The sequence below is a fragment of the Luteolibacter flavescens genome, assembly GCF_025950085.1.
Lineage (GTDB): Bacteria > Verrucomicrobiota > Verrucomicrobiia > Verrucomicrobiales > Akkermansiaceae > Haloferula > Haloferula flavescens.
On record NZ_JAPDDS010000003.1, the window covers coordinates 445078 to 467461 of the forward strand.

General features: G+C 63.1%; 12 protein-coding genes and 1 pseudogene. 5 read left to right on the forward strand and 8 right to left on the reverse strand.

What is annotated here, in order from left to right; translation table 11 throughout:
- Positions 1 to 37: 37 nt before the first annotated feature.
- The 6 genes from OKA04_RS07750 to OKA04_RS07775 all read right to left on the reverse strand — a co-directional run bounded on the left by OKA04_RS07750 (position 38) and on the right by OKA04_RS07775 (position 7188).
- Positions 38 to 448, reverse strand: coding sequence for a PIN domain-containing protein (locus OKA04_RS07750; protein ID WP_264500578.1), 411 nt, complete (start codon positions 446 to 448; stop codon positions 38 to 40).
- Positions 445 to 753 (reverse strand): plasmid mobilization protein, encoded by a 309-nt coding sequence (locus tag OKA04_RS07755; RefSeq protein WP_425503660.1) that lies wholly within the window; start codon positions 751 to 753, stop codon positions 445 to 447. Before OKA04_RS07755 ends, OKA04_RS07750 begins: the two co-directional genes overlap by 4 nt.
- 75 nt (positions 754 to 828) lie before the next feature.
- The gene (locus OKA04_RS07760; RefSeq protein WP_264500580.1) at positions 829 to 1650 is read right to left on the reverse strand and encodes an ATP-grasp domain-containing protein; all 822 of its coding nucleotides are present in this window, start codon (positions 1648 to 1650) and stop codon (positions 829 to 831) included.
- A 102-nt stretch (positions 1651 to 1752) separates the two neighbouring features.
- On the reverse strand, positions 1753 to 4599 hold the full coding sequence (locus OKA04_RS07765; RefSeq protein ID WP_264500581.1) for a M16 family metallopeptidase: 2847 nt from the start codon (positions 4597 to 4599) through the stop codon (positions 1753 to 1755).
- Between the two features lie 80 nt (positions 4600 to 4679).
- Positions 4680 to 5975: a hypothetical protein gene (locus OKA04_RS07770; RefSeq protein WP_264500582.1), complete on the reverse strand. Its 1296-nt coding sequence runs from the start codon at positions 5973 to 5975 to the stop codon at positions 4680 to 4682.
- Positions 5962 to 7188, reverse strand: coding sequence for a hypothetical protein (locus tag OKA04_RS07775; RefSeq protein ID WP_264500583.1), 1227 nt, complete (start codon positions 7186 to 7188; stop codon positions 5962 to 5964). The genes OKA04_RS07770 and OKA04_RS07775 overlap by 14 nt, the downstream gene beginning before the upstream one ends.
- A 153-nt stretch (positions 7189 to 7341) precedes the next feature.
- Here OKA04_RS07775 and OKA04_RS07780 point away from each other — a divergent pair, with 153 nt between their 5' ends.
- A complete protein-coding gene (locus OKA04_RS07780) occupies positions 7342 to 10233 on the forward strand; it encodes an FG-GAP repeat domain-containing protein (RefSeq protein WP_264500584.1) in 2892 nt (963 codons plus the stop codon).
- On the opposite strand, the gene OKA04_RS07785 is transcribed toward OKA04_RS07780, so the two are convergent.
- Entirely contained in the window at positions 10223 to 11146 is a 924-nt protein-coding gene (locus OKA04_RS07785; RefSeq protein ID WP_264500585.1) for a sugar phosphate nucleotidyltransferase, read from the reverse strand. The two genes, OKA04_RS07780 and OKA04_RS07785, sit on opposite strands and share 11 nt — an antisense overlap.
- A gap of 218 nt (positions 11147 to 11364) precedes the next feature.
- On the opposite strand from OKA04_RS07785, the gene OKA04_RS07790 reads away from it, so the two are divergent.
- From OKA04_RS07790 to OKA04_RS07800, 3 genes and pseudogenes are all read left to right on the forward strand, one after another.
- Positions 11365 to 14382: a DUF7133 domain-containing protein gene (locus OKA04_RS07790; RefSeq protein WP_425503661.1), complete on the forward strand. Its 3018-nt coding sequence runs from the start codon at positions 11365 to 11367 to the stop codon at positions 14380 to 14382.
- Between the two features lie 210 nt (positions 14383 to 14592).
- Complete coding sequence (locus OKA04_RS07795) at positions 14593 to 14967, forward strand: BlaI/MecI/CopY family transcriptional regulator (RefSeq protein ID WP_264500586.1); 375 nt, start codon at positions 14593 to 14595, stop codon at positions 14965 to 14967.
- 12 nt (positions 14968 to 14979) lie between these two features.
- Positions 14980 to 15864 (forward strand): annotated as a pseudogene (locus OKA04_RS07800) (M56 family metallopeptidase); the annotation flags it as partial.
- Positions 15865 to 16772: 908 nt separating this feature from the next.
- Here the strand turns inward: OKA04_RS07800 and dnaE are convergent.
- Positions 16773 to 20237 carry a DNA polymerase III subunit alpha gene (gene dnaE, locus OKA04_RS07805; RefSeq protein ID WP_264500587.1) on the reverse strand — a complete coding sequence of 1155 codons (3465 nt, stop codon included), beginning with the start codon at positions 20235 to 20237 and terminating at the stop codon, positions 16773 to 16775.
- A gap of 165 nt (positions 20238 to 20402) precedes the next feature.
- Here dnaE and OKA04_RS07810 point away from each other — a divergent pair, with 165 nt between their 5' ends.
- The gene (locus OKA04_RS07810) at positions 20403 to 22352 is read left to right on the forward strand and encodes a hypothetical protein (RefSeq protein ID WP_264500588.1); all 1950 of its coding nucleotides are present in this window, start codon (positions 20403 to 20405) and stop codon (positions 22350 to 22352) included.
- The last annotated feature ends 32 nt before the right edge of the window (positions 22353 to 22384 follow it).

Genomic DNA, 22384 nt, shown 5'->3' on the forward strand with positions numbered 1-22384 from the left:
AAAAAATGATCCTCTTTGCTGCAGGTTCGCCGCTGGATCAGAGCGAAGGAATTACGAAAGCTCCGGGAATTCCGAGATCAAGGGTTGCCAGCTCCGCTCCGTTCTTCATGGCCAAAGCCAGCAAGTGAGCATCCGTGGTTCGGGAGGCCCCGTCACACCAGGAAGGAAAACCTTCCACGGCTGATTGATCATCAGGAAGGAACCCGTGCGAGTCGCCAAGTGACCCGATCATCGAACGCAGGGTCTGAACAGCATCCTCCATCGCGAGTCGACCGGCGGCGCGTTGAAGTGAAACCCGGATGAACCCGAGTTCAGGGATCGAGGAGGTCAGGATACATGCTTCCTCAACCTTCTTCATTGATGCGAGCCAAGCCACGACACGGCGATGCTCGGCATGATCAGCCCACCCCCACGCCACCAATACATTGACGTCCAGCAGGTAAGTCATGGGAAATCCGAGAGCATCTCACGAACGGATGCAGTGGTGAGCGGCCCCGCGCCCTCCAACGGAGCGAAGATCTCCGCTCCGGTGAACTCGCAACGGACCTTGCCCACAGGCGTACCGGACACATGTCCCATCGCCCGGCGGCGAAGGAAATCGGACACCGTGATGCCTGCGAGCTTCGCTTGCTTGCGAATCTCGTGAGCCTCGTCGTCGCTCACTTTGAAACTGAGGGTGGTCACAGGTATTACGGTATTACCGGAATCATGTAATTTCAAGGGCGACCAGTACGGATCTCCTAAAAGCGACACTTCGGCATCAAAGACTGAAAGATCTTCCTGGCGGTCAGCCTGCCCCTGAAAATCCAGCGAAGATCCACATTCCCGTCACTGGAGCACCGAAGTCCGTCGCTTCGACACCCAACGGCGCGACTCTTCGGTGAGCGAGTCACGCGGGATGATCGCGTCTTGAATCGAAAGTAACACTTCCTTGGGATCACATCCGTAGAGACCCGCGCCCCAGCAGGGATTTGCCTCGATGACCGCCCATGAGCCATCGGGAAGGCGGCCCACATCGAGAGTGCAGGCCGGAGGCAGAAGGACGCGATCATCGGCCAATACCGCCTCCGCAAATTTGCGGGCACCTTCTTCCTCGTCCGGTAAAAAGCCCCACATGCCGTCCTCACCGCGGGCCAGTTCGTCGTCTCTCCAGTAAGGACTGAGCGTCACGATCTGCCTGCCGCGAACGAAGCACCTAACCTCGAGCCGGAAGTCCACGATGCCGGAGCGTAGCACCGGGATATCCATGTCCACGTGCTCGTCGGTAGGAAGATCGGCGCCCGTGGCATACACCTTCGGCTCGAAAATCTTGCCGTCGGCGGGCTTCACGAAAGCGGCAGAAGTCCGATCGCGAGCGCTCCCTAGGGACATCAGCTCGATGTCCCTCTGCAGATACTCGCGCGGCACCACAGTCAGCCATTCCACCGATGGCTCCAGCAGCACCAGACCGGTCTGATCCGCCACTGCCTCGGCAAAAAGCGGCTCGCCGTAGATCATCACCGGTCGCCCGGCGACAGCCAGATGCTGCGGCACGCGCCACCCTTGGATACGCTCCGGCAGCCATCCGAGATCGAGGCAAGTCCGCCACACGGCGACGGAGTCTTCCGTCATCCGCGGACCTAACAGGACGATGGGAGAGCCGGGGTTCATGGGGAAAGCGAGATGAAGGAATCTAGCCAATGGACGGGACATCACAAGCCCACGTCGTGCCGCAAAATCAATCGCCCCCCTCGATTCATTTCCACCATAGGCTTATCGATCCATCAGTAGCTCCAACGCCTGCTCCAGATCGAGGACGCGACGGGCGAGGTCCCGGACCGCGCTTTCTTGTTCGGCCAAGGCGGACAGCTCCATCTCCTCAGGTGCTGCGATCCGGTCGGGCCGCATCAGATTGGCCAATACCCACTCGGGGCTTCGCAACTGGCGGGCGCGGACATGGGGCAGCGGCCGCAGGGCACGGTGGAATTCATCGCGGGTCCAGCCCTTGTCGCGGAAGTCGCGGACGAGTTCCCGCAGGGTTTCCGAGATTTCCCCGGTGCGACCGGGAGCACAGTGAATGCTGATGGTCAGATATTCACTGCCACCCTCGACGGTCGGAATGATGGATACGTAGGGAGAATAGCTATCGCCGCGCTTCTCCCGGATGATTTCCCGGACGCGGAGTTGCAGTGTCCTCGCGAGCAAGTCCCGCCGCAGCATCTCCGCAGAATCGCCGGCGGGACCGAGTGGGAGCAGCAGCGCAACAGTCGCCGTGTCCACCCCCTCCGCCAACGGAATCCGGGTCTCTCCGGGAGAGGGCGACGGCGGCAGCGGGAACCGGCTTGAGTCCTCCCATGGAGGACGTGCAGGCAATGCCCCGAAGCTGGCGGCCACGGCTGCAAGCGCGGCCTCGGGCTCGAAATCACCGGCAATGCTCACGCACAGGCGGTCGCCGGATATCATCGGCAGAAGCCAGTCGGTGACCTGATCGCTGTCCGTTTCCATGATGCCTGCTGGAAGCATCTCGTGACGCGGATCCGCGCCCATCATCCGGCGGTAGGCTTCCCGGGACGGGACCGAGGCCCCTTCTCGGACGCGATCCTCCCATGCGCGCATCCCCGCGGGCGGCCTCCACGTCCGAGGCAGGGCGGCGAACCCGGGACGATCCACCATCGAGGCCAGGAGGTCGAGCTGACGGCGGAGCTGGGCACGATCTGTTAGACCGTGCCACTGGAAAGAATCGCCAGCCACGGTGAAGCTGCGGCTGAGGTCTTCGTCCGCCAGGGCCGCGTTCAGCTTGAGCTCCGGCCATCCTTCCAGCGGATACCACTTGTAGAGAAACCGTGCAGCGGAGCCGAGTGCGGGACTTTCCGGCGGCAGCGATTGGCTGCCATGACCAACGTCCACCTGCACCTGGACGAAGCCGCCGAGCGAAGGGATCGGCACCAGCCTGAGCAGCACCTGATTGGAAAGCTCGGCCTCAAGGATGCCGCGCCCTTCATCGAGATTCCTGCGGATGACTCGGCCCGGCGGGCGGGGAGACTCCGGGTTCCATCTCTCGCTCTCCACGCCATGGACGAATCGCGGCGTGTCTGCGGTCAGGGCCTCCTCCACCACGTTCGCCAGCGCTTTCGAGAGACTGTCATCGACCGCGCCAGTCACGAGGACCCGGGGAGCCGTGAGCTGCATCGCTTTCAAGAGAGCTTCGCACTCCTGGCGCGTGATCGTGGGCAATTGCGACTGACACCAGTTGAGCTCGTCTTCCGGCAATTGGACGATGCGGCCGGTCCGCACCGAGTCCGCGAGACGCCTCGCCAGATCGGCGGCGTCATCTGTCATGCGCGAGAGGAATTCCCTCCTCATTTGCAAGCGGACCTTTCCCCGGGCCTCGGCAAACTCCGTCTCGTGGAACTCATGGGCCAACGCGGCACGCCACCTGAGAACCAAATCCCTCGCCACGCGGGGAAGCTCGGGACGACTGAAAGAGGAGGACACTTTCAGCCAGCCGACGCCGGGAATGATCTCGGCGGCATTGATGTCCGGGGACGTCGCCTCGATTTTGAGCCGGTGGAACTCCCGGCTGATCCGGTTTTGCAGCATGGCTAGCCCGACCTGCGCCACGAGTTCCTGCCGCCGCTTGGCTAGGCTGTCCGGCTCGCGATCCACCGGCCGGGGAAAGGCCAAGGTCATGGTAACCTGCGAGGTCGCTGCCCTTGGCATGATGGTCACTGGTGAGGAAGCGGGAGCCATCGGATCGCCCGCCTCGGGTTCCGCGGGCGCGGGGCGTGCCGGGATGTCCGAGAAGTGCCGCCGGAGCCTCGCGGTCATTGCCTCCGCCTTCAGGTCACCGACTGCCACCACGACCATCCGAGATGGGACATAGTGACGGTGCCAGAAATCTAACAGAGCCTCCCTCGTCACCTCTGTGACGGACTCCACCGTCCCGGCAGGACGATGCCGCAAGGCCGGCACACCGGGAAGGATGGCCGCTGCTTCCTCATAGTAGCGAGAATTGGCTGATCGCTCATCGATCTCGCGCTGGATCACCCGGCGCTCGGCATCCAGTGCCGCCTCGGAAAAGGTCAGCCCGCCCGCCGTGCGGCTGAGGAATGCGCAGGCGGTCTCCAGCGCTGCGTCATCCGCCACGGGCAGGTCCAGACGGTAGAGCGTGTGATCCAGCGCGGTGTGGGCATTCGTATGGGAACCGGCTTCCAGGCCCATCCGCTCGAAGGCTTCCATGGCATTCCCCTCACCTGTCTCCTGAAATGCGAGGTGCTCGATGAAGTGGGCAAAGCCTGCTTCACCCTCATCCTCGTGCATCGACCCGGCGAGCACCATGAGACGCAGGCTGACCTCTTCCGCGGAATCGGGGCGCTCCACGACGATGTAGCGCATGCCATTCTCCAGGACTCCCGCCTGCTGCCCGGGATCCGGCAGCAACTCCTCCGGCGGCGGACGCTGCACCGCGAAGCGCTGCGACCACGTGGCAATGCGGTCATCGGAACGGGCCGTCTTCGAAGAACGCCCGGATGCGACATGTGGAGACGATTCGCCGGGCTGATCGCGATGACACGTCCCGATGGCCAACACCACCAGCGCGACTGCAACAACGCAGGTCATCCACCGGAAATGGCGGGAGGAAAAAGTCATCGCGAGCAGATCACCCTAAGCACGACGGCCCGTGAAGACCATCCCATGCCTCATTGCCCGTCTGTATTTTCCGAGAGCCCCGCCCGCCACTCTTCGGCGGCGGTAGCGTCGTATCTGGACCACATGTAATCCAGTCGCTCGATGGCGGATTGGCGGAGGCCGGGATCGGCGATGTCCTGGATGATTTGCGCGGCTTCTTCCATCTTGCCCGAAGTGGCGAGGGACGGAATGAAGGATGCCTGCATGGCATCGCGTTGCAGCGATGGCGGTTGCTCGGCCATCCATTGCGCGACCTTGTCCGGATACTTGGCGCGCCATTGGATCATGGCGTCCTGAAGGGCGCCGGGCACCTCGGGCTGGTCCGCGTGGCGCTCCATCCACCACTCGAGCGCGGGGCGGTCGTATTCGCGGTAGATCGCGGCACCCACGGCCATCGCATCGAAGCCGGGCCGCTGGTCCGCGGGGACATCCGCGGTCTCCATGTAGTCCCGCAGTTCATTCAGATACGTCAACATGCCGAGCGCGTCCTCCTGCGGCCAGGCGCGCAGCAGGGAGTCATTCATGCGCGAGTGATCGCCCGGGTGACCGGTGGTTTTCGCGAAGGCGACCAATTGCTCGCGGAGCGCAGGATCGTGAACGACATCGGCCGCCCAGCCGCGCATCAGGCCGGCGCGCCCCTGCCACTCCGTGCCCCCCGGCGGGAGCTTCAGGAACTCGGCGCTGGCGAGCGCGAAATCCCGGCCTAGCAGCGGGCGCAGTGCCGCCTCGCGAAGCTCGTCCTTCTTCTTCGCCAGCTCGGCAGGAAAGCTCTCGCTCTCCAGCCATGCGAGGGCTGAAGCAGCGTCAGCCATGCTCCACGAGGTGAATGCCTCCGCCGGTCCCAGACGCGGATGGCGGAATGCCGCGACCAGGGCCGCGGCGGGATCCTTCCTCACCCACTCCTCCATCAGCAATCGCCCGAGGAGGAAGGACTTGCCCAGTGGCGAGTGCGTGAAATCCTCCTCCATCATCCTGAAAATTTCCGCCAGTTCCTCGGCCGACAGCCCCTCCAGGATGGACTTCACCTCTGCCTGCGTTTCCCAGTCGGAGGCGAGGTAGATGGACCCTTCACAAAGATGGGTCAGGCGGAGCAGGGCATTCGCCGCGGCATCGGGGCGCCGATCTACTACGTTCACAGTAGAAGCGCCGCGGACAGGCACGGGCGGCGAGGCATCCCGTGCCCCCGCACCCCCGTGGAACCACCCGGCGCGTGCCATGCGCTTCCCTGCTTCCCGGCATGACCAGGAGAGCCCGCCGATGACGGCGACGAGCAAGCAGGCGGACAGGATCGTTTTAGCGCGCGGCATCGTCTTGAGGGGCGTTGATGATTTTCTTCATGTCCGCAGGCATGTCCTCCAGCCAGGTCCGCGCCGCCTCGCCGTCCATGCGCTCCCAGACGGTGTATTGCTTGCGGATCGACGTGACCCATTGCCTCTGCTGATCCTGACCCGGGGACCAACTGGACTGCAAGAGACGACCTGACAAGCTCTCCACGGTGCTGGAGACGATCTCCGCATCGCCCCGGCTCTCCGCCCATTCCAGTGCCTGCTGCGGATGATCCAGCACCCAGGATGGATACTTCAGGCGGCGCGCCCCGTCGGTCTTACCACTGCCCGTGTTCGCGATGTCCGTCTCGGGTTCCTCGTAAGAATAGCCGTATCGCTGGGAGCCCTCGCGGACTTTCTGGATGCGCTCTTCCGTCCATCCCGCCTGGGACAATTCGGCGACCAATTCCTCCATCCTCCCCGGCTCGATCCTCCCCAGCTCGAGTGCAAGCCGGGACAGGACCTCGGGCTCCAGATCGCCAAGATCCTCCGGGGTCAAAATGGTGAAGAGCTGCTGCCGGGACTCCGGGGTGGTCGAGAGCTTGTCGATCAGGCTACGCGTCACACCGCGCGCCGCCTCCGGGTATCCGGATCTCGCACGGGACAGCGCGGTGGCGGGGTCCGCTGCCACCCACTGCATCGCGGCCAGATTCATGGCGGCATTCTTCGCGTAAGGATCGCCGCTTTCACGCGCCCATCGGATCGCTGCGTCCGGGTCACTCTGGGCCCAGGCCGCCAGCACCGCGTAGGGAAGGAACCGCCTCTCCGAATGAGCCGATGCCGCATTCACCGCCGCGACCGCCGCCGCCTGAGGGTCGAGCTGCGCCCACCGGTAGTGGAGCATGTCCGCGATCACCTCATTCACAAGCTGCCCCGGACTGCCCGGCTCGGGCAGGGAGTCCAGTGCGCTCTTCACTTCCTCGAGCGAAAAGCCCCGCACCACCGACCACAGCCCGGAGATCTCGGCAGAGGTGGGATACTGCCGCCCGACGGACTGCCGCAATTCCTCCAGGCGATCCACACCTGCAAGCTTCGCCGCCGGGGTGACGAGGCGCTTCACCATCATCCCCACGCTCCTCTGCGGCGCACCGGCAGCGCTCATCGCCCACCGCTCCGCACGATAGCCGGACCACCCCGCGACAGCGACGCAGGCGATGCCCGAAAGGATAACCAGCGACCTGCGGGAGAGCTTCATGGGGATGATAATTCGACCGGACGATGCAATCTATCCGATGCCTATCATCCCGCCGATCTGAGTCAATCCGACAAGAGAAGGAACGTCACGCCCCGGGACTTGTCCTGACCCCATCATTCGCCTACCGCTTCGCCCGACATTTTCCCGTTCTACATGCCGTCCCTCTTTTCTTCCCCCCTCCGGCTTGCGGCCTTTTGCCTAGCGCTGCCTATCACCCCCGCGCTGGCCCAGGTATCCTTCGGCCCCTCCATCCCGCTGATCGAAACCATCGGCACCGGCCTCATGTTCACGGCCGGCACGGACATGGACGGCGACGGCGACATCGACGTGCTGGCGGCGGAACGCTACGGCGTCCGCGTCCTCTGGTGGGAGAATGATGGTACGGGATCATTCTCAAAAGCACGCGAGTGGATCGCGGGCGAATATGACTGGGAAGTGGTCGGACTGGCCGACCATGACCTAGATGGCAGGCCGGATGTGTGGCTGCAAGATACAGATGAACCGCAGGGACTGCAAAATCCCGTCCGGAAATTTTACGTCGCACGAAATGATGGTGAGGGATCATTCGAAAGTCCGAAACTGGTTCTTGAGGATTCGAGAAACTGGCATTGGGCAGAGACGATAATCATCGATATGGATGGCAACGGCCGCCCCGACATTCTCACGCCGAACGGGCTGTTTCTCGCGGATGGCAGCGGGGCATTCACTAGTCCGAGCATCGATGTCCCAGCGAGCGAGTGGGAAGAGCCTGGTGACATGCTATGGGACCAGCGGGAGGGAATCATGCCGGTCGATATCGACGGGGATGGTTTGAAGGACCTGCTGGCGCATAGTTTCTTCACCTATCAACAGTTCCAATTCTCAAGGAACCTCGGGCCATCGGGCTTCTCCGAATTCATCAACTTGATCCCGGACGACCCCGATGACTCGTTCACCGTTTACCACTCCTGCTTTCAGCCAAAGATCGGGGCGAATGCATCCGCACGGATTTTCTTGATCGAGCAAAACGAGGAGACCGGAGCCCAGACCCTCCGCGTCCGGGACATTTCAGTCGATTTGACGACAACGGAGATCGCCAGCTTGCCACTGCCCGCCGTAGACCCTCACTCATCCATCGACTGGATCGGGCTGACGTGTGATGCCCGGTCGGGCCGGGTTTTTGTGAGTGCCTATGAATACAGCCCGTCGAGCATACTCACGATGGATCAATCCACCGTCATCCAAGAAGTGACGGTTGAAGGAAACTCGGTGAATCTGACTCCGATTGGCAGGTATTCCGGGATGGTCACGCCGCTTCCACCGTCGATGCATGACTTGAACGGAGATCTTGTCCCGGACCTGCTTTTGTCCATGCCCAGCCGGCCCGGGCTGAGTGGAGCTCCTCCAGAGCAGATCACGTGGCATCGGGGCGATGCTGCTGGAGGTGAGGATTGGGCCCCCCGGGAGATCACGCGAAGCACCATCGATCCGCGGATCATTTCAGTCTTGGATCTGGATGCAGATGGCACCAATGAAGTATTGTTCGGCAGCTCCAGCGTTCATAGGTCAGGCTTGATCAACCAACTTGAAATCCTGAAGCGGAAAGGGGGTGGCACCGATTTTGAACGGACCATCATCCCCCTGAAAGATGGGAACCAGATTCCCCAGCATTACCTCCAAATCGAGGTGATAGCAACAGTGGACCTGGCGGGATCCTATTTGATTCCCATGCCCCTGCCGCACGGGCACACAGTGGTTTACAGCCTCGGCCGGCCCGACTTTCTCGTACAGACCTATCAAGTCGGTGCTACGGTGTCCTATAACGGCACGCATCGCTTCCAGTGGCTGATTCAAGCCGACGACGGCAGCTTTCATCTCAAACCACTGACGTCGGAGTCATCAAGTGGCCTGGCGACAGTGGCACATGTCGATTGGGACGGAGACGGCATCAAGGACGTCGTCTACCAGATTCCACGTAGCTATGAGAACTCGGGGCTCTTGTGGAGACGCGGAACCGCCTCGGGCTTTGGCGATCCGATCCAGTTGCTCAACGGTTCTGTCATGGCAACCGTTTGGGGCGTTCATCCGAATAGTGTTATTCGGCCCTCTCCGCTGATCGACTTGGACCGGGATGGAGATTTCGACCTGCTTTTCAACGGCAACCTCTTTGGTGGCCTTTCCTCTTACTGGTTTGAGAACGATGGTAACGGTTCGTTTTCATCCATCCGGAAACTCTCGGCTGAGACGCTGTCTATCATCCCTGATCTCGACGGAGACGGTCACGCGGATCTCTGCAGCAGCGAGGAAATCCTGCTCACGCGTCCCGGCGTCACATTCGAACGCAGGGCATTTCCTCTATCGACATTTGTGAAACCTGACGAACCGTTCATGGATCTCGACGGCGACGGCGACCTCGATTTCCTGCACGCCCGCAATCCGGGGTATATCAGTGCATTCACGGTTCTGGCCTGGCGAGAGAACCAAGGAAACGCCCGGTTTTATCCGAACGGAGGTTACTTCGATGACTTGCCGTTGGCATCCGGGCGCATGGAGTCCCGCGACCGCGCAGTCACCGGCGACCTGAATGGGGACGGAATCGCAGATCTGATCGTATCCTCCGGAGGCTCACCCCGGCTTGAATGGTTTCCCGCCTCGCGGATCGCGGAGCCTCCGGCCTTCACCGCGTGGATGGAGGCGAGCGGGCTGACGGGGCACTCCGCCGGACCGCTGGCCGACCGGGATGGAGATGGCATCCCCAATTGGGACGAGTTTGCCTTTGGCTCGGATGCCGCGGTTTCCGACCCGGGACACGTCGGGCGTCCCCGGATCGAATCGACCGGGGAAGGCCTGTTCTTCACCTTCCAGCGCCGCAGCGATGCGAGCGCGACAGGGCTCACCTACGAGCGCCAGCGCAGCACCGATCTGGACGAGTGGCTGCCGTGGACGGGAGACGAGGCCAGCACTCCTGCCACGGATGGCTACGAGCGGGTCCGCATGCCGGTCCCGGCATCGGAGCCAGGCCGGGAATTCTTCCGGGTGAAGGTGACCGACCCGGTCAACCCGTGACGATCCGCGAGTCCACCACTTCCCCTGCCCCGACCTTCGCGCCGGGCCAGATGACCGAGTCGCGGACCACGGCTCCGGCGGCGATTTCCGCGCGCGGGCCGATGACGCTGCGCGCGATGGTGGCGGCGGGGTCGATGATGGCGTCGGGATGCACCGCGGGTGCGAGGGCCAGATCGCGGTGCGCATCGAGATAGGCGGCGGGGTCGCCGAGGTCGGCCCAGTGGCCCTCATCGAGCACGGCAGCGCCGAGGCGGTTTTGCCGGGCGAGCTCGAGGAAGGCGGGGATGACCGAGATCATCTCGCCCGCCGGGATCATGCCGAGCAGCTCCGGGGTGAAGCAGTAGATGCCGGCGAAAATGTGGGAGCTCTCCGAGCGGCCGAGCCGATGCCGGATATCGACGACCCGGTCACCCTGGACGGCGATGGCGACGTGCTTCGGATCGCCATGGGAGCGCACGGCGAGCGTGACGGGATTTCCCGAGGCCTCGTGCGCGGCGATGAGCCGGTCGAGCGCGAGGGATGAAAAGATGTCGCCATTGTGGACGAGGACGCTTTCCCCGGCGGTCCATGCCTCGATGTTCTTCACGCCGCCGCCCGTCTCGAGCAGCTCAGGCTCGTGGAAGAGGTGGAGCGGGTGGCCCTGCCAGCTTCCCGTCTTCGAAGGCAGGCCATTGCCACCGGGCATCCCCTCGCCTTTCACGCGGAATTCCCCGCTCGCATCCGTTTCCCACTTCTCCGGCAGGTGGTGGGTATTGATCGCGAAGTCCGTGATCCCGGCGGCGTGGCACGAGTCCATGGCCCAGGCGATGAGCGGGCGGTGGAAAAGCGGCACCAGCGGCTTTGGCAGCAGGTCGGTCAGCGGGCGCAGACGCGTGCCGAGACCGGCACCGGGAAGGAAGGCCTTGCGAATCACGCGGCGGATTTGCGGGGGCGCTTCCCTGCGGGCAAGGGATTTCGTGAGCGAGGGAAACACATTTCCGCCCGGCGGGTTAATGGCGACACCGAAATCCACACCCCAGCCCAATCCCGTTCTCCTCGTCAAACCCGCGTCCGCACAACCCTCCCCATGTGGGGGGTAACACATTTGGGAACTTGAGAAATTTCCGGATTCAGTCCGTATTGCCCCAGTCCATGCACCATCTCCGTCCTTTTTTTGCATTTTCCGTAGCCATAAGTGGCGTATCCGCACTTCCCGATGGCTTCGTGATGACCGAGTTCGCCGGTCCGCCGAATGCCGACTACCCGGCAGCCATCACCGCTGCCGCAAATGGCGATGTTTACGTGTCATCCGACCAGAATGGCTCGCTGGGCCACAAGGAGCACATGGGCCGGATCATCCGCTGCCGCGATACGGATGGCGACGGCAAGGCGGACGAGTTCGTGAAATTCGTCCCGGACGTGAATAGCCCGCGCGGCGGCCACTTCGTCGGCGACACGCTCTACCTCATCCACCCGCCCTACCTGAGCAGCTTCCGCGATACGGATGGCGACGGCGTGGCGGACGAGAAGAAGGTGCTGGTGACCGGTCTCGGCGGCGGCATCGAGCACCCGCGCGGCGCTGACCATACGACGAATGGCGTGCGCATGGGCATCGATGGCTGGCTCTACATCTCGGTGGGTGACTTCGGCACCTTCCCGGCGAAGGGCACGGATGGCTCCAGCTACACGCTGCACGGCGGCGGCGTCCTCCGCGTGCGGCCGGATGGCTCGCAGATCGAGCCCTACGCGCTGATGGTGCGGAATATCTGCGACACCGCGATTTCCCCCGAGCTGGATCTTTTCAGCCGCGACAATACGAACGACGGCAAGGGCTGGAACACGCGCTTCCACCACTACACCGCCCTCGGCGACCACGGCTACCCGCGCCTCTACCAGAACTTCGCCGACGAGGCGATCAAGCCGCTGGCGGACTACGGCGGCGGCTCCGGCACGGGTGCCCTGTGGCTGAGCGAGCCGGGCTTCCCCGCGGAATTCACCGACGCGCTTTTCTCCACCGACTGGACGACGGGCAATGTCCACTACCACCCGTGGAAGAAGGAAGGCGCGAGCTTCACCATCGAGCAAAAGACCTTCGAGAAATTGCCGCGCGCGACCGACATCGACGTGGATGGGAACTCGAAGCTCTACATGGCCGACTGGCGGAACGGTGGCTTCGATTTCACGCCGGACCAGAAGGTGGGCCTCGTCTTCCAGGTCACCTACCCGGGCATCCCCGCGGCGAAGTATCAGGACGTGACGAAGGCGAGCGACGGCGACCTGCTGAAGCTCGTGGGCAGCCCGAGCGCGGTGCAGCGCCTGGAGGCACAGCGCGAGATTATCAAGCGCGGCAAGAAGCCGGAATTCGCCGAAGGCATCTTCGCCGTGGCGAAGGACGCGAAGCTCCCGGTGAGCGCACGCACCGCGGCGGTGTGGACCTTCAAGCAACTCTACGGAAAAGATAGTACCAAGTATCTGGCGGAGCTGGCCGCGGACGAAACGATGCGCGAGCAGGCGCTGCGAGCGATGGCCGACCGCAGCAGCGAACTCGCCGACGTGCCGGTGAAGCTCTACGTGGACGCGCTGAAGGACAAGAACCCGCGCGTGGCGCTCCAGGCCCTGATCGGACTGGAGAAGCTGAAGGCGAAGGATGCCGCTCCGGCGATCTTTGCCGCCTCCGCCGACTGGCGTGACGAGGGTGTCTCGCCGCGCCTCCAGCACACCGCCGTGCAGGTTCTCGCCTCTCTCAACAATGTCCCCGCCGGCCTGAAGGCCGTGGAAGACACCGCCACCCGCAAGCTGGCGCTGCAGGCACTCCAGAAGGTCCACTCGATGGACGTGGTGAACGGCTTGCTCGGGCTCTTCGGCAAGTCCGCCGATCTGGAACTGCGCTACGATGTGCTGTCCTCGCTTTCCCGCCTCTACTTCAAGGAGAAGGAATGGGACCTCAAGAGCTGGTGGAACACCCGCCCGGATGACCGCGGCCCCTACTACGAGACCGCCGAGTGGGAAGGCACCGCGAAGATCAAGCCAGCCATTGAAAAGGGCTTCGGCATGATCGCACCGGATCGCCAGAACGCGCTGCTCGACATCCTCGGCAAGAACCGCCTGCCCGTCGCCGAGCTGAAGCTCGCAGGCGTGGACCCGGTGATCGCCGCACTGAATGCGAAGGAGCTGAATGCCACCCAGCTCATGCTGCTGGTGGCCGCGGCGAAGGAGCCGAAGCGCCCCTTTGCCCAGCGCGTGGAGGCCTACAAGGCACTCGGGAAAGGCGGCGAGGATTCCTCCATGCCGCATCGCCTCGCGGTGCTCGCGACGTGGAGCCAGGAGAAGGACGCACCTGCCGAGGCCGCCCAGCACATTAGCGACTTCGTGAATGCACCGGACCGCGGCAACCAGATCGGCTCGCTCCGCGAGATCGCCGCGAAGCAAGGGAATGCAGCCAGCCGCATCGCGTGGAAGTCCATGCTGACCGTGCTGAACAGCCCGCTGGCGAAGGCCGACGCGAAGAAGCGGATCCAGGACGAGGTGGACAAGATCCCGCGCGAGGTGGGCTTCTTCCAAGCGATCGCGGATCTCAAGCTGGCCGGCTTTGACAAGCAGATCGAGCAGGGCATGAAGTGGGACAACTCCGAGCTGATCAATGCCGCGAAGGCGGCGAAGGAAGCCGTAGCCGCGGCTGGATCCGGCGGCAAGAAGGTGGCCGAGCTGCCCATCCCCGAAGTGGCGAAGGCTGCGATGACCGGCAAGGGCGACGTCGCCACGGGCGCGCGCCTCTACACCTCGCAGGGCTGCATCGCCTGCCACGCCATCGATCCGAAGGCCGAGCAAAAGGGCCCCTACCTCGGTGCTGCCGGGGCAAAATTCACCCGTGACTACCTCATCGACTCGATCCTCGAGCCGAACAAGGTGGTGGCGCAGGGCTTCCAGACCTCGATGATCAAGATGAAGGACGGCACAGCCAAGATGGGCTTCATCACCGCGGAAGCGGACGGCATCGTGGAAGTCCGCGACATCGCCGGCCAGGTCAGCAAGATCAAGCGCGCCGACGTGACCGAGGAAACCCACATGCCCACCTCGATGATGCCACCCGGCCTCGCCGCGGGACTCACCGTGGAAGACTTCACCTCGCTGATCGAATACCTCGTCTCGCTCAAGGCGACGGGGGGCTGAGAAGCGCTGCGACAATCACTCGAAAAGGCCGCCTGGAAACAGGCGGCCTTTTTTCGTAATGAGGGGTGTCGACATTCCATCGATACGGTGCGGACGGAAGATCCACATGCCTCATGCGGCAGTTCCACCACGCTCGCGTCACATCTCTCTCCAAATTCACCACAAATGTAGTGGACAGATCCACTACATTTGTGGTGAATAGACACAAACATGGACGCACCGAAGATTTCCGAATCCGAATGGGCAGTGATGGAAGTGCTGTGGGACGCCTCGCCGCGCACTGCCTCCGAGATCGCAAAGACCCTGCGCAAGAAGACCTCTTGGGCTGAGAACACGGTGCGGACGCTGTTGACCCGACTGGTCGAAAAAGGCGCGCTCGATGAGGCGGGATCGCCGAAGCTCTACACCCCCGCCGTGCAGCGCGAGGACTGCGTGCGGGCGGAGAGCGAGTCCTTCCTCGAACGAATTTTCCAAGGAGCGGCGAAACCGCTGCTCGTCCACTTCGCGAAGAATGCCCGGCTCACGCCGGACGAGGTCCGGGAGCTCAAACGGATCCTCGATCAATCGACAGAAACCAAAACCTGACCCCGAATTATCATGAACCTGTTAGAGACTGTGTTTGAATGGGTGGTCTCGACGACCGTCCGCGGATCGCTGGTTGCCCTCGTGATCCTCACGATTCAGATGATGCTCCGCCCCTGGTTGCCTGCCAACTGGCGGCATGCGCTGTGGCTGCCGTTGCTGCTGGTGATGGTGTTGCCCTTCGTTCCGGAGCTCCCGGTCCACCTGCTACCGGCACGTGAAGCAACGGTGGAATTCACCCCAACTACCGCCATCGAAACCGCCGCTACTATGAATGCCGTAGCCGAAGGAAGCCTCGCCGGATTACCCGCGCCCGCCCCGATGAAAGCAGCCATTCTCCCTAGCCTCTGGCTCGCCGGAGTGGTGATCGCGATGGCAGCAGGCATCACCGGCTATCGCAGGAAACTGCGGGAGATCCGTGCCGATGCGACCTCACCCGATGCCGAGCTGCTGGTGGAGATCGAGCAGGCGCGGAAGGACGCCGGTCTCACGAAGACGCCGCTCGTGTGGCTATCGCACAAGGTCGAGAGCCCTGCGGTATCCGGGCTGTTGCGTCCGGTGCTGCTGCTGCCGGCGGAGTATCCGAAGACATTCACTGCCACGGAATCGCGGCTGATCCTCCTGCATGAATTCAGCCACATCAAGCGGCACGACCTCGCGCAGAACTGGCTGCTCTTCACCCTGCAGGCGCTGCATTGGTTCAATCCGGTGATCTGGTTCGCCTTTGCCCGGGTGCGCCAGGACCGCGAGGCGGCGTGCGATGCCCGGGTGCTCGCCCTGGAGACCCAGGACCGCCGCGCGGACTACGGCCATGCCTTGCTGAAGATGCAGGATCTGCCCGCCACCACCGGTCTTCGCCTCGGCTTCCTCGGTGTTTTCGGGAATGCCTCCGGCCTGCGTTCGCGGATCGCCGACATCTCGCGCTACCGCCGCAGTCACCCGGCATGGCAGGCGACCGGCTGTCTGCTCGTGGCGACCATTGCCCTCTTTGGCACCACCCGGGCAAAGGACGCGAATGCGGAGGCGATCGCAGCAGCGGAGGCTGCGGTGGCCTCGCCGAAGCCACGGGAAGGACAGCGCTATACACCCACCCTGGCCGCGGTGGTGAAGAAGCTTGATACGATGCGCGTGCCCGCCTTTTCACTCAAGGACACCTCGCTCGAGGAAGCGCTCGACGTGCTGCGAGTGCGAAGCATCGAACTCGACACGACCGAAAAGGACGCCGCGAAGAAAGGCGTGACGCTGACCATCCGGGCGAGCAGCCAGAGCAAGTGGAAGCCGGGCAAGCTCACGCTCGACATGAAGGACGAACTGCTGGGCCAGATCCTCGTCGAGATCTCGAAGCAGACCGGCACCGCGATCCTCGTCGAGAACTCCGGCGTCGCTTTCACACCAAAGGACGAAGTGAATCATGCGGCGGGCGAACCCGCAGCTCCGACCGGCAAGGCGCTCTCGGCGGCATCGTCCATCATCATCCCGGTGGTGAACTTCGAAAACGCAAAGCTCAGCGAGGTGGTCGATTTCCTGAATCTCCGGTCAAAGGAGCTGGGCGGTGAAAAAGCACCCGCCGTCAGGATCGGCCCGGCGACCGATGGCAATGCCGTGGTGAGCGAACTCCGGCTGCGGAATGTTCCCCTCGCGGATGCAGTCCACTATGCCGCCGACCTCACAAAGAACCGGCTGACCGCGGACGACACGGGCCTGCAGATCGGCCAGCAGGCGAATTCGAGTGCCCGACAAAAGGAGGGCGGCATGAAAGGAGGCCGGATCGTGGGAGCGATCCGGCCTTCGACATTTCGCCCGCCGGATCAATCCATCCAGCGGCCGAGCGCGCGGTCGAGGACGTCGGTGCGCTTCACGCGGAAGTCCTCGCCCAGCTCGACGGTGGCGCGGCGGCCGGCGCTGTTCTGGAAGTGGAGGAAAACCGGGATCTTCCCGGGAGAGGCGGCGAGCGCGGTGCGGATCTCCTTCAGGTCCTGCTCCGAGTGGCGGGCGGTCCAGAGGGTGAGTTCCACCGCACCCTTGCTGGCGGAGCTACCGCGGGGCTTCAGCTCGTTGATCTCCGAGCCGGTGAGGCGGCGGGAGTCGGTGCGGTCATCAACCTGGATCTGCGCCTTGAAGCGGATCACCTTCCCCGGCGCGAGCACGCCGGCATCGCGCGCGGGGACGAAGGACTCGCCCCACATGACCACCTCGGCGGAGCCGGTGAAGTCCTCCACGACCATGACGCCGAAGGGCTTGCCGCTCTTCGTGACCTTGCTCTCCAGCGTGCGGATCATCCCTGCGAAAGGGAAACGGTCGCGGGGATTGCTCACCTCGATCTCATCCAGCAGGCCGAGCTTCATGTACTTGTCCGAGTCGAGCACGCCGCGGAATTTGTCGAGCGGGTGGCCGGTGACGTAGAAGCCGAGCAATTCCTTCTCGTGGGCGAGGCGGTCGTCCTTGCTCCACTCCTCCACGGCTACGGCATTCATCGTACTTGGCGCGGGAGCGCTGCCGAAGTCCATGGCGTCGAAGAGCGACACCTGCCCGGAGGCACGGTCCTTTTGAGCGGACGAGGCACTGGCCACGATCTGCTCCAGGCGCGAGGTCATCCCGGCACGCGTCTCATTCGTCCAGTCGAAGGCCCCCGCCTTGATGAGGTTTTCCAGGATGCGCTTGTTCACCGCCTTCGAGTCGAGGCGGTTGGCGAAGTCCTCGATGGTCGAGAAGGCACCGTTCTTCTCGCGGTCCGCGATCGCCGTGGCCATCGCGCCCTCGCCCACGTTCTTGATCGCCGCGAGGCCGTAGCGGATGGCGAAGGCCCCGGAAGCGAGCTGCTCGGGGGCAAAGCGCAGCTTCGACTTGTTCAGGTCCGGCGGCAGGATCTCGATGCCCATGCGGTGACACTCCGCGACGAAAACACCGATCTTGTCGGTGTTGTTGATTTCGTTCGAGAGCAGGCCGGACATGAATTCGACCGGGAAATTCGCCTTCAGGTAGGCGGTCCAGTAGGAGATGTGGCCGTAGCAGGCGGAGTGGGACTTGTTGAAGCCGTAGCCCGCGAACATCTCGATCTTCTCGAAGATCGCGTTCGCCAGCTTCTCATTGATGCCGTTCACGCGGCCCGCGCCCTCGACGAATTTCGAGCGCTCCTCGGCCATCTTCTTCGGGTCCTTCTTGCCCATCGCGCGACGGAGAAGGTCGGCACCGCCGAGCGTGTAGCCGGCCAGCACCTTCGCGGCATTCTGCACCTGCTCCTGGTAGATCATCACCCCGTAGGTGTTTCCGCAGACCTGCTCCAGCAGCGGGTGCTCGTAGAAGGCTTTCTTCCGCCCCTTCTTCACCTCGATCATCACGTCGATGAACTGCATCGCGCCCGGCCGGTAGAGCGCGAGAAGGTCAATGATGTCGTCGATCTTCTCGATCTGGTACTTCCGGCAGGTCTCGACCATGCCGCCGGACTCGAGCTGGAACACGCCCATCGTCTCGCCGCGATTCAGGATGTCGAAGGTCGGCTGGTTATCGAGCGGCACCCTGTCGATCTCGAAGTGCGGCGTGTGCCGCCGGATGTGCTCCACGGCGTCCTGGATGACGGTGAGGTTCTTCAGGCCGAGGAAGTCCATCTTCAGCAGGCCCACCTCGGTGATGGCACCCATGTCGTACTGGGTCACCACTTCCCCTTCGTTTCCGCGGGTCAGCGGGACGTGCTCGTCCAGCTCGCGGTCACCGATCACCACGCCTGCCGCGTGGATGCCCACGTTCCGCGTCAGACCCTCCAGCTTCAGCGCATACTGCCAGAGTTCCTGGTAGGTGGAGGAATTCTCCACCATCTCCTTCAGCTCCGGCTTGCTGTCGAACTCGCCCTTCAGCGTGACGCCGGGCTTTGCCTCGATCATCTTCGCAAGGCGGTCCGCATCGCCGTAGCTCACGCCCATCACGCGCGCCACGTCGCGCAGCACGCTCTTCGCACCCAGGGTGCCGTAGGTGATGATGTGGGAAACACTACGTTCGCCGTACTTCTGGCGGACATACTCGATGACCTCCGGGCGGCGGCTCTGGCAGAAGTCGATATCGACGTCGGGCGGGCTGACACGCTCGGGATTCAGGAAGCGCTCGAAGAGCAGGCCGAAGTCGAGCGGGCAGATATTCGTGATGCCCATCGCATAGGCGACCAGCGAACCGGCCGCCGAGCCACGGCCCGGTCCCACGGGGATATCCTGGTCGCGCGCCCACTGGATGAAGTCGGCGGTGATGAGGAAGTAGGATGCGAAGCCGAGCTGGTTGATGATGTTCACCTCGTACTTCAGGCGTTCCTGCACCTCCGGGCTCGCGGCGCGCTCCGGCGTGTAGCGCTTCAGCAGGCCCTCCTGGCACCAGCGCATCAGGTATTCCTCGCGCGGAGAGCCATCGGGAGAATCGAACTGCGGGTATTTTTCCGAACTCGTGGAGTCCAGCTTGATCTCCACGTTGCACCGCTCGGCGATCTCCAGCGTGGCATCGCACGCGCCGGGAATCTCTGCGAAAAGCGTGCGCATCTCCTCCGCGGACTTGAAATACACCTCCGGAGTGTAGCGCATGCGGTTCTCGTCGATGATCAGGCGGCCGGTGCCGATACAGATCATCACGTCGTGCGCCTCGTGGTCGCTGCGGTTCACGAAGTGGACGTCATTCGCGGCCACCGGCTTGAGACCGAATTCCGCGGCCAGCTTCAGCAGGCCCGGCGTGATCTTCCGCTGCGGCTCCAGGCCGTGGTCGTGGATCTCGACGTAGACATTCTCCTTCCCGTAGATGTCCACCAGCTCGGCCATCGTTTCACGGGCCTTCGCCTCGTCGCCGAGCAGCAGCCACTCATTGACCGGGCCGGAGATACAGCCGGTGAGGCAGATGATGCCCTTGGCGAATTCCCGCAGCGCCTTCCTGTCCACGCGCGGCTTCCCATGGTAGAGGCCTTCCAGGTGTCCGCGGGAAACGAGCTTCTGGAGATTCGTCCAGCCCTCGTTCGTCTCCGCCAGCAGCGTCATGTGGCAGGCGCGCTTGCGGCCCGGGATATCCTTCTTGTCCTCCAGGTTTTGCGGGGCGAGGTAGATCTCGCAGCCGAAGATCGGCTTCACGCCCGCCTTCTTGCAGGATTGGAAGAACTCGATGGCGCCGAAGAGGTTGCCATGGTCGGTCATGGCCACCGCCGGCATCCCGTATTCCTTGGCCTTCGCGGCGACTTCCTTGGTGCGGGCCAGGCCGTCGAGGAGGGAGAATTCAGTGTGCAGGTGGAGGTGGACGAAGGAATCGGACATCGGGCGCGGAGGAATCTGGACGGCCCGGCCGGGGGTGGCAAGGCGGCGACTCGCTAGCCTTTGCAGGAGCGTGGAAAAACTGCTAACAGCCAGCGCGTGACCACCCTCGAAGACCGCTTCATCGCCGCCGCCACGTCCCCGCTGGGGGACAATGCGGAGCTCCAGATGATGGCGGAGCAGGAACTGCGGGCGGTCCTGGAAAATGTTCCTGAAGCGGCGACCCGAGCCCACCTCGATAAAGCGACAGCGAATCTGGAGAAAGCCCGGCCAAAACAACGGTGGAAGGCGGTCCTTTATATCGCCGCGCTGGTAGCGGTGGTGATCGCCGCCATTCCCCTTACGAGGGACTACGTGCGGCTGCGCATCGCTTCCTATGACCTCCTTTCAATGAGCGACCCGATGGCGCTGGCCCTTCCCGGCCCCGCCTTCAGACCGGATGTTGACCAGCAGGTCGCCGATTTATTTGGCCCCCTGTCACGGGACGAGCGCCTTCTGCTTTTCGGCGATCTCTCGCAACCGACACGCACCGAGGCGATGGAGCGACTGTGGAAAAGCTCTCCCGACGACCCCGTCCTATTCGCTGCATTTGTGCGCTCCACATACCCGTATTCCAGCGCTCCCGACGACTTTCTTGATACCGCCGACCGCTTGGACCCCGAAAATTCGTGGTATCGCTATCTCGCCGCCAGTTTCGCGGCGGACGGATCCGTCGAATCCTTTCGACTGCCTTACAGAACGCTAAAGGCGCATCCGAACAGCCCGCGATTCGGAGTTCGCGACGTCACGGCCCATGCCGAGGTTATCCGATTGCTTGAAGAAGCGTCCCGCATCCCTGGTATGGACTCTCATGCGGAAGAACTCCTGCTCCGCCGCCTGAAAGTCCTCCCAGCGGGTGACGATGTCCTCGGGCGGAAGCTAACCCATGCCTATCTCCAGATGAGGACTCCAAGCTGGAGTGTCCTTGGCATATACCTTTCACGATCCATTTCCGCCCGGGCGGAGGAATTGGCTGCGAAAGGCGACCAGGATGGTTTCCGGACGCTCGCTGAGGTGTGGGAAATTTTCGCCCGGAGATCGATCAATGATCGAGGCTTTGACGTTTCCCTCAGCTCCGCCCAGCATCTCGCAAGAGCCGCCCGAAACTTGGGCATCGAATCACTGGCTGACCGCTATACCCGCATTGACAGGGCCATCGTGGAGCGGGAACGAGCCCGAGGCTATCGAGAAGCCGAAATGGAGAACGAGTGGGGTAAGCTCCAACAGGCTGCCGGGGGAATCCTTTATGAAAAGGTGCGGGTGGAAAATGCGCCCATTCTTGAGCGGAGCGACATCCTGCCCTCTATCATGGCTGAGCAGTCCGCCTTGCAAAGAATCGCGTCCGCCCTCGGGGCAATCGCCATGCTGGTGGTCTTGATACTCTCGGCTTCCACCAGATTCTCACGCGGCCAGCAAGTCCGCAGACTGTCCGCGTCACTGGTGAAAGTACTAGATTCATCGGACTACCTCCGCATCCTGATGGCAGGCGTGGCACTGCCTGTCCTCGTGCACCTCATCGCCGAGTGGATGATTCCTCCGGTCCTCCCCCTTGCGACGGAGGACGCAGTCCTTCCCATCCTGCTCCGCCACGCCGCGCTGGCCGCCGCGATCATCACGCTCCCAGCGCTGCTGGTAGCAAAACGGATGGGTTTCCTTCTCGGCCGCATGGCATGGGGCAAGCCGCCTGCCATAATGCTGGCGACGACTTCGATCATGGCATTGGCCGCCATGGTGGCAGGATTCACCAACATCGAACCGCTCACGGTGGCCGGATGGGCATTCGTGAGCGTCTTTCCCGGAGTGGTCCTGATCTATCTCACCTTTGGGTTGGCAGCATGCCCCCGCACGGCAGCCGTGCACTATCACACCTGGGCACGCGGGATTTCCCCCGCCTACGCCACGGGACTGCTAGCCTTTGCACTCCTTGTTCCAATCAATCACGCGAGGGAGCGACACTGGACGAAGCGGAACGTTCTCACGAAGATCGAGCCGGGCATTCCCGCGATGAACCGCTATCTCCACGAGATCGAGCAAATCGAGAAGAAGGAGCTTCTGGAGATATTGGAAGCGAAACCCTGAGAGGCGTCTTGCCCGGAGCCGGTGATCCACTA

Coding starts and splice junctions, on each gene's coding strand:
- OKA04_RS07765 (WP_264500581.1), bottom strand. CDS start 4,599: ATGACCTGCGTTGTTGCAGTCGCGCTGGTGGTGTTGGCCATCGGGACG.
- OKA04_RS07795 (WP_264500586.1), top strand. CDS start 14,593: ATGGACGCACCGAAGATTTCCGAATCCGAATGGGCAGTGATGGAAGTG.
- OKA04_RS07810 (WP_264500588.1), top strand. CDS start 20,403: ATGATGGCGGAGCAGGAACTGCGGGCGGTCCTGGAAAATGTTCCTGAA.
- OKA04_RS07750 (WP_264500578.1), bottom strand. CDS start 448: ATGACTTACCTGCTGGACGTCAATGTATTGGTGGCGTGGGGGTGGGCT.
- OKA04_RS07780 (WP_264500584.1), top strand. CDS start 7,342: ATGCCGTCCCTCTTTTCTTCCCCCCTCCGGCTTGCGGCCTTTTGCCTA.
- OKA04_RS07775 (WP_264500583.1), bottom strand. CDS start 7,188: ATGAAGCTCTCCCGCAGGTCGCTGGTTATCCTTTCGGGCATCGCCTGC.
- OKA04_RS07790 (WP_425503661.1), top strand. CDS start 11,365: ATGCACCATCTCCGTCCTTTTTTTGCATTTTCCGTAGCCATAAGTGGC.
- dnaE (WP_264500587.1), bottom strand. CDS start 20,237: ATGTCCGATTCCTTCGTCCACCTCCACCTGCACACTGAATTCTCCCTC.
- OKA04_RS07760 (WP_264500580.1), bottom strand. CDS start 1,650: ATGAACCCCGGCTCTCCCATCGTCCTGTTAGGTCCGCGGATGACGGAA.
- OKA04_RS07770 (WP_264500582.1), bottom strand. CDS start 5,975: ATGCCGCGCGCTAAAACGATCCTGTCCGCCTGCTTGCTCGTCGCCGTC.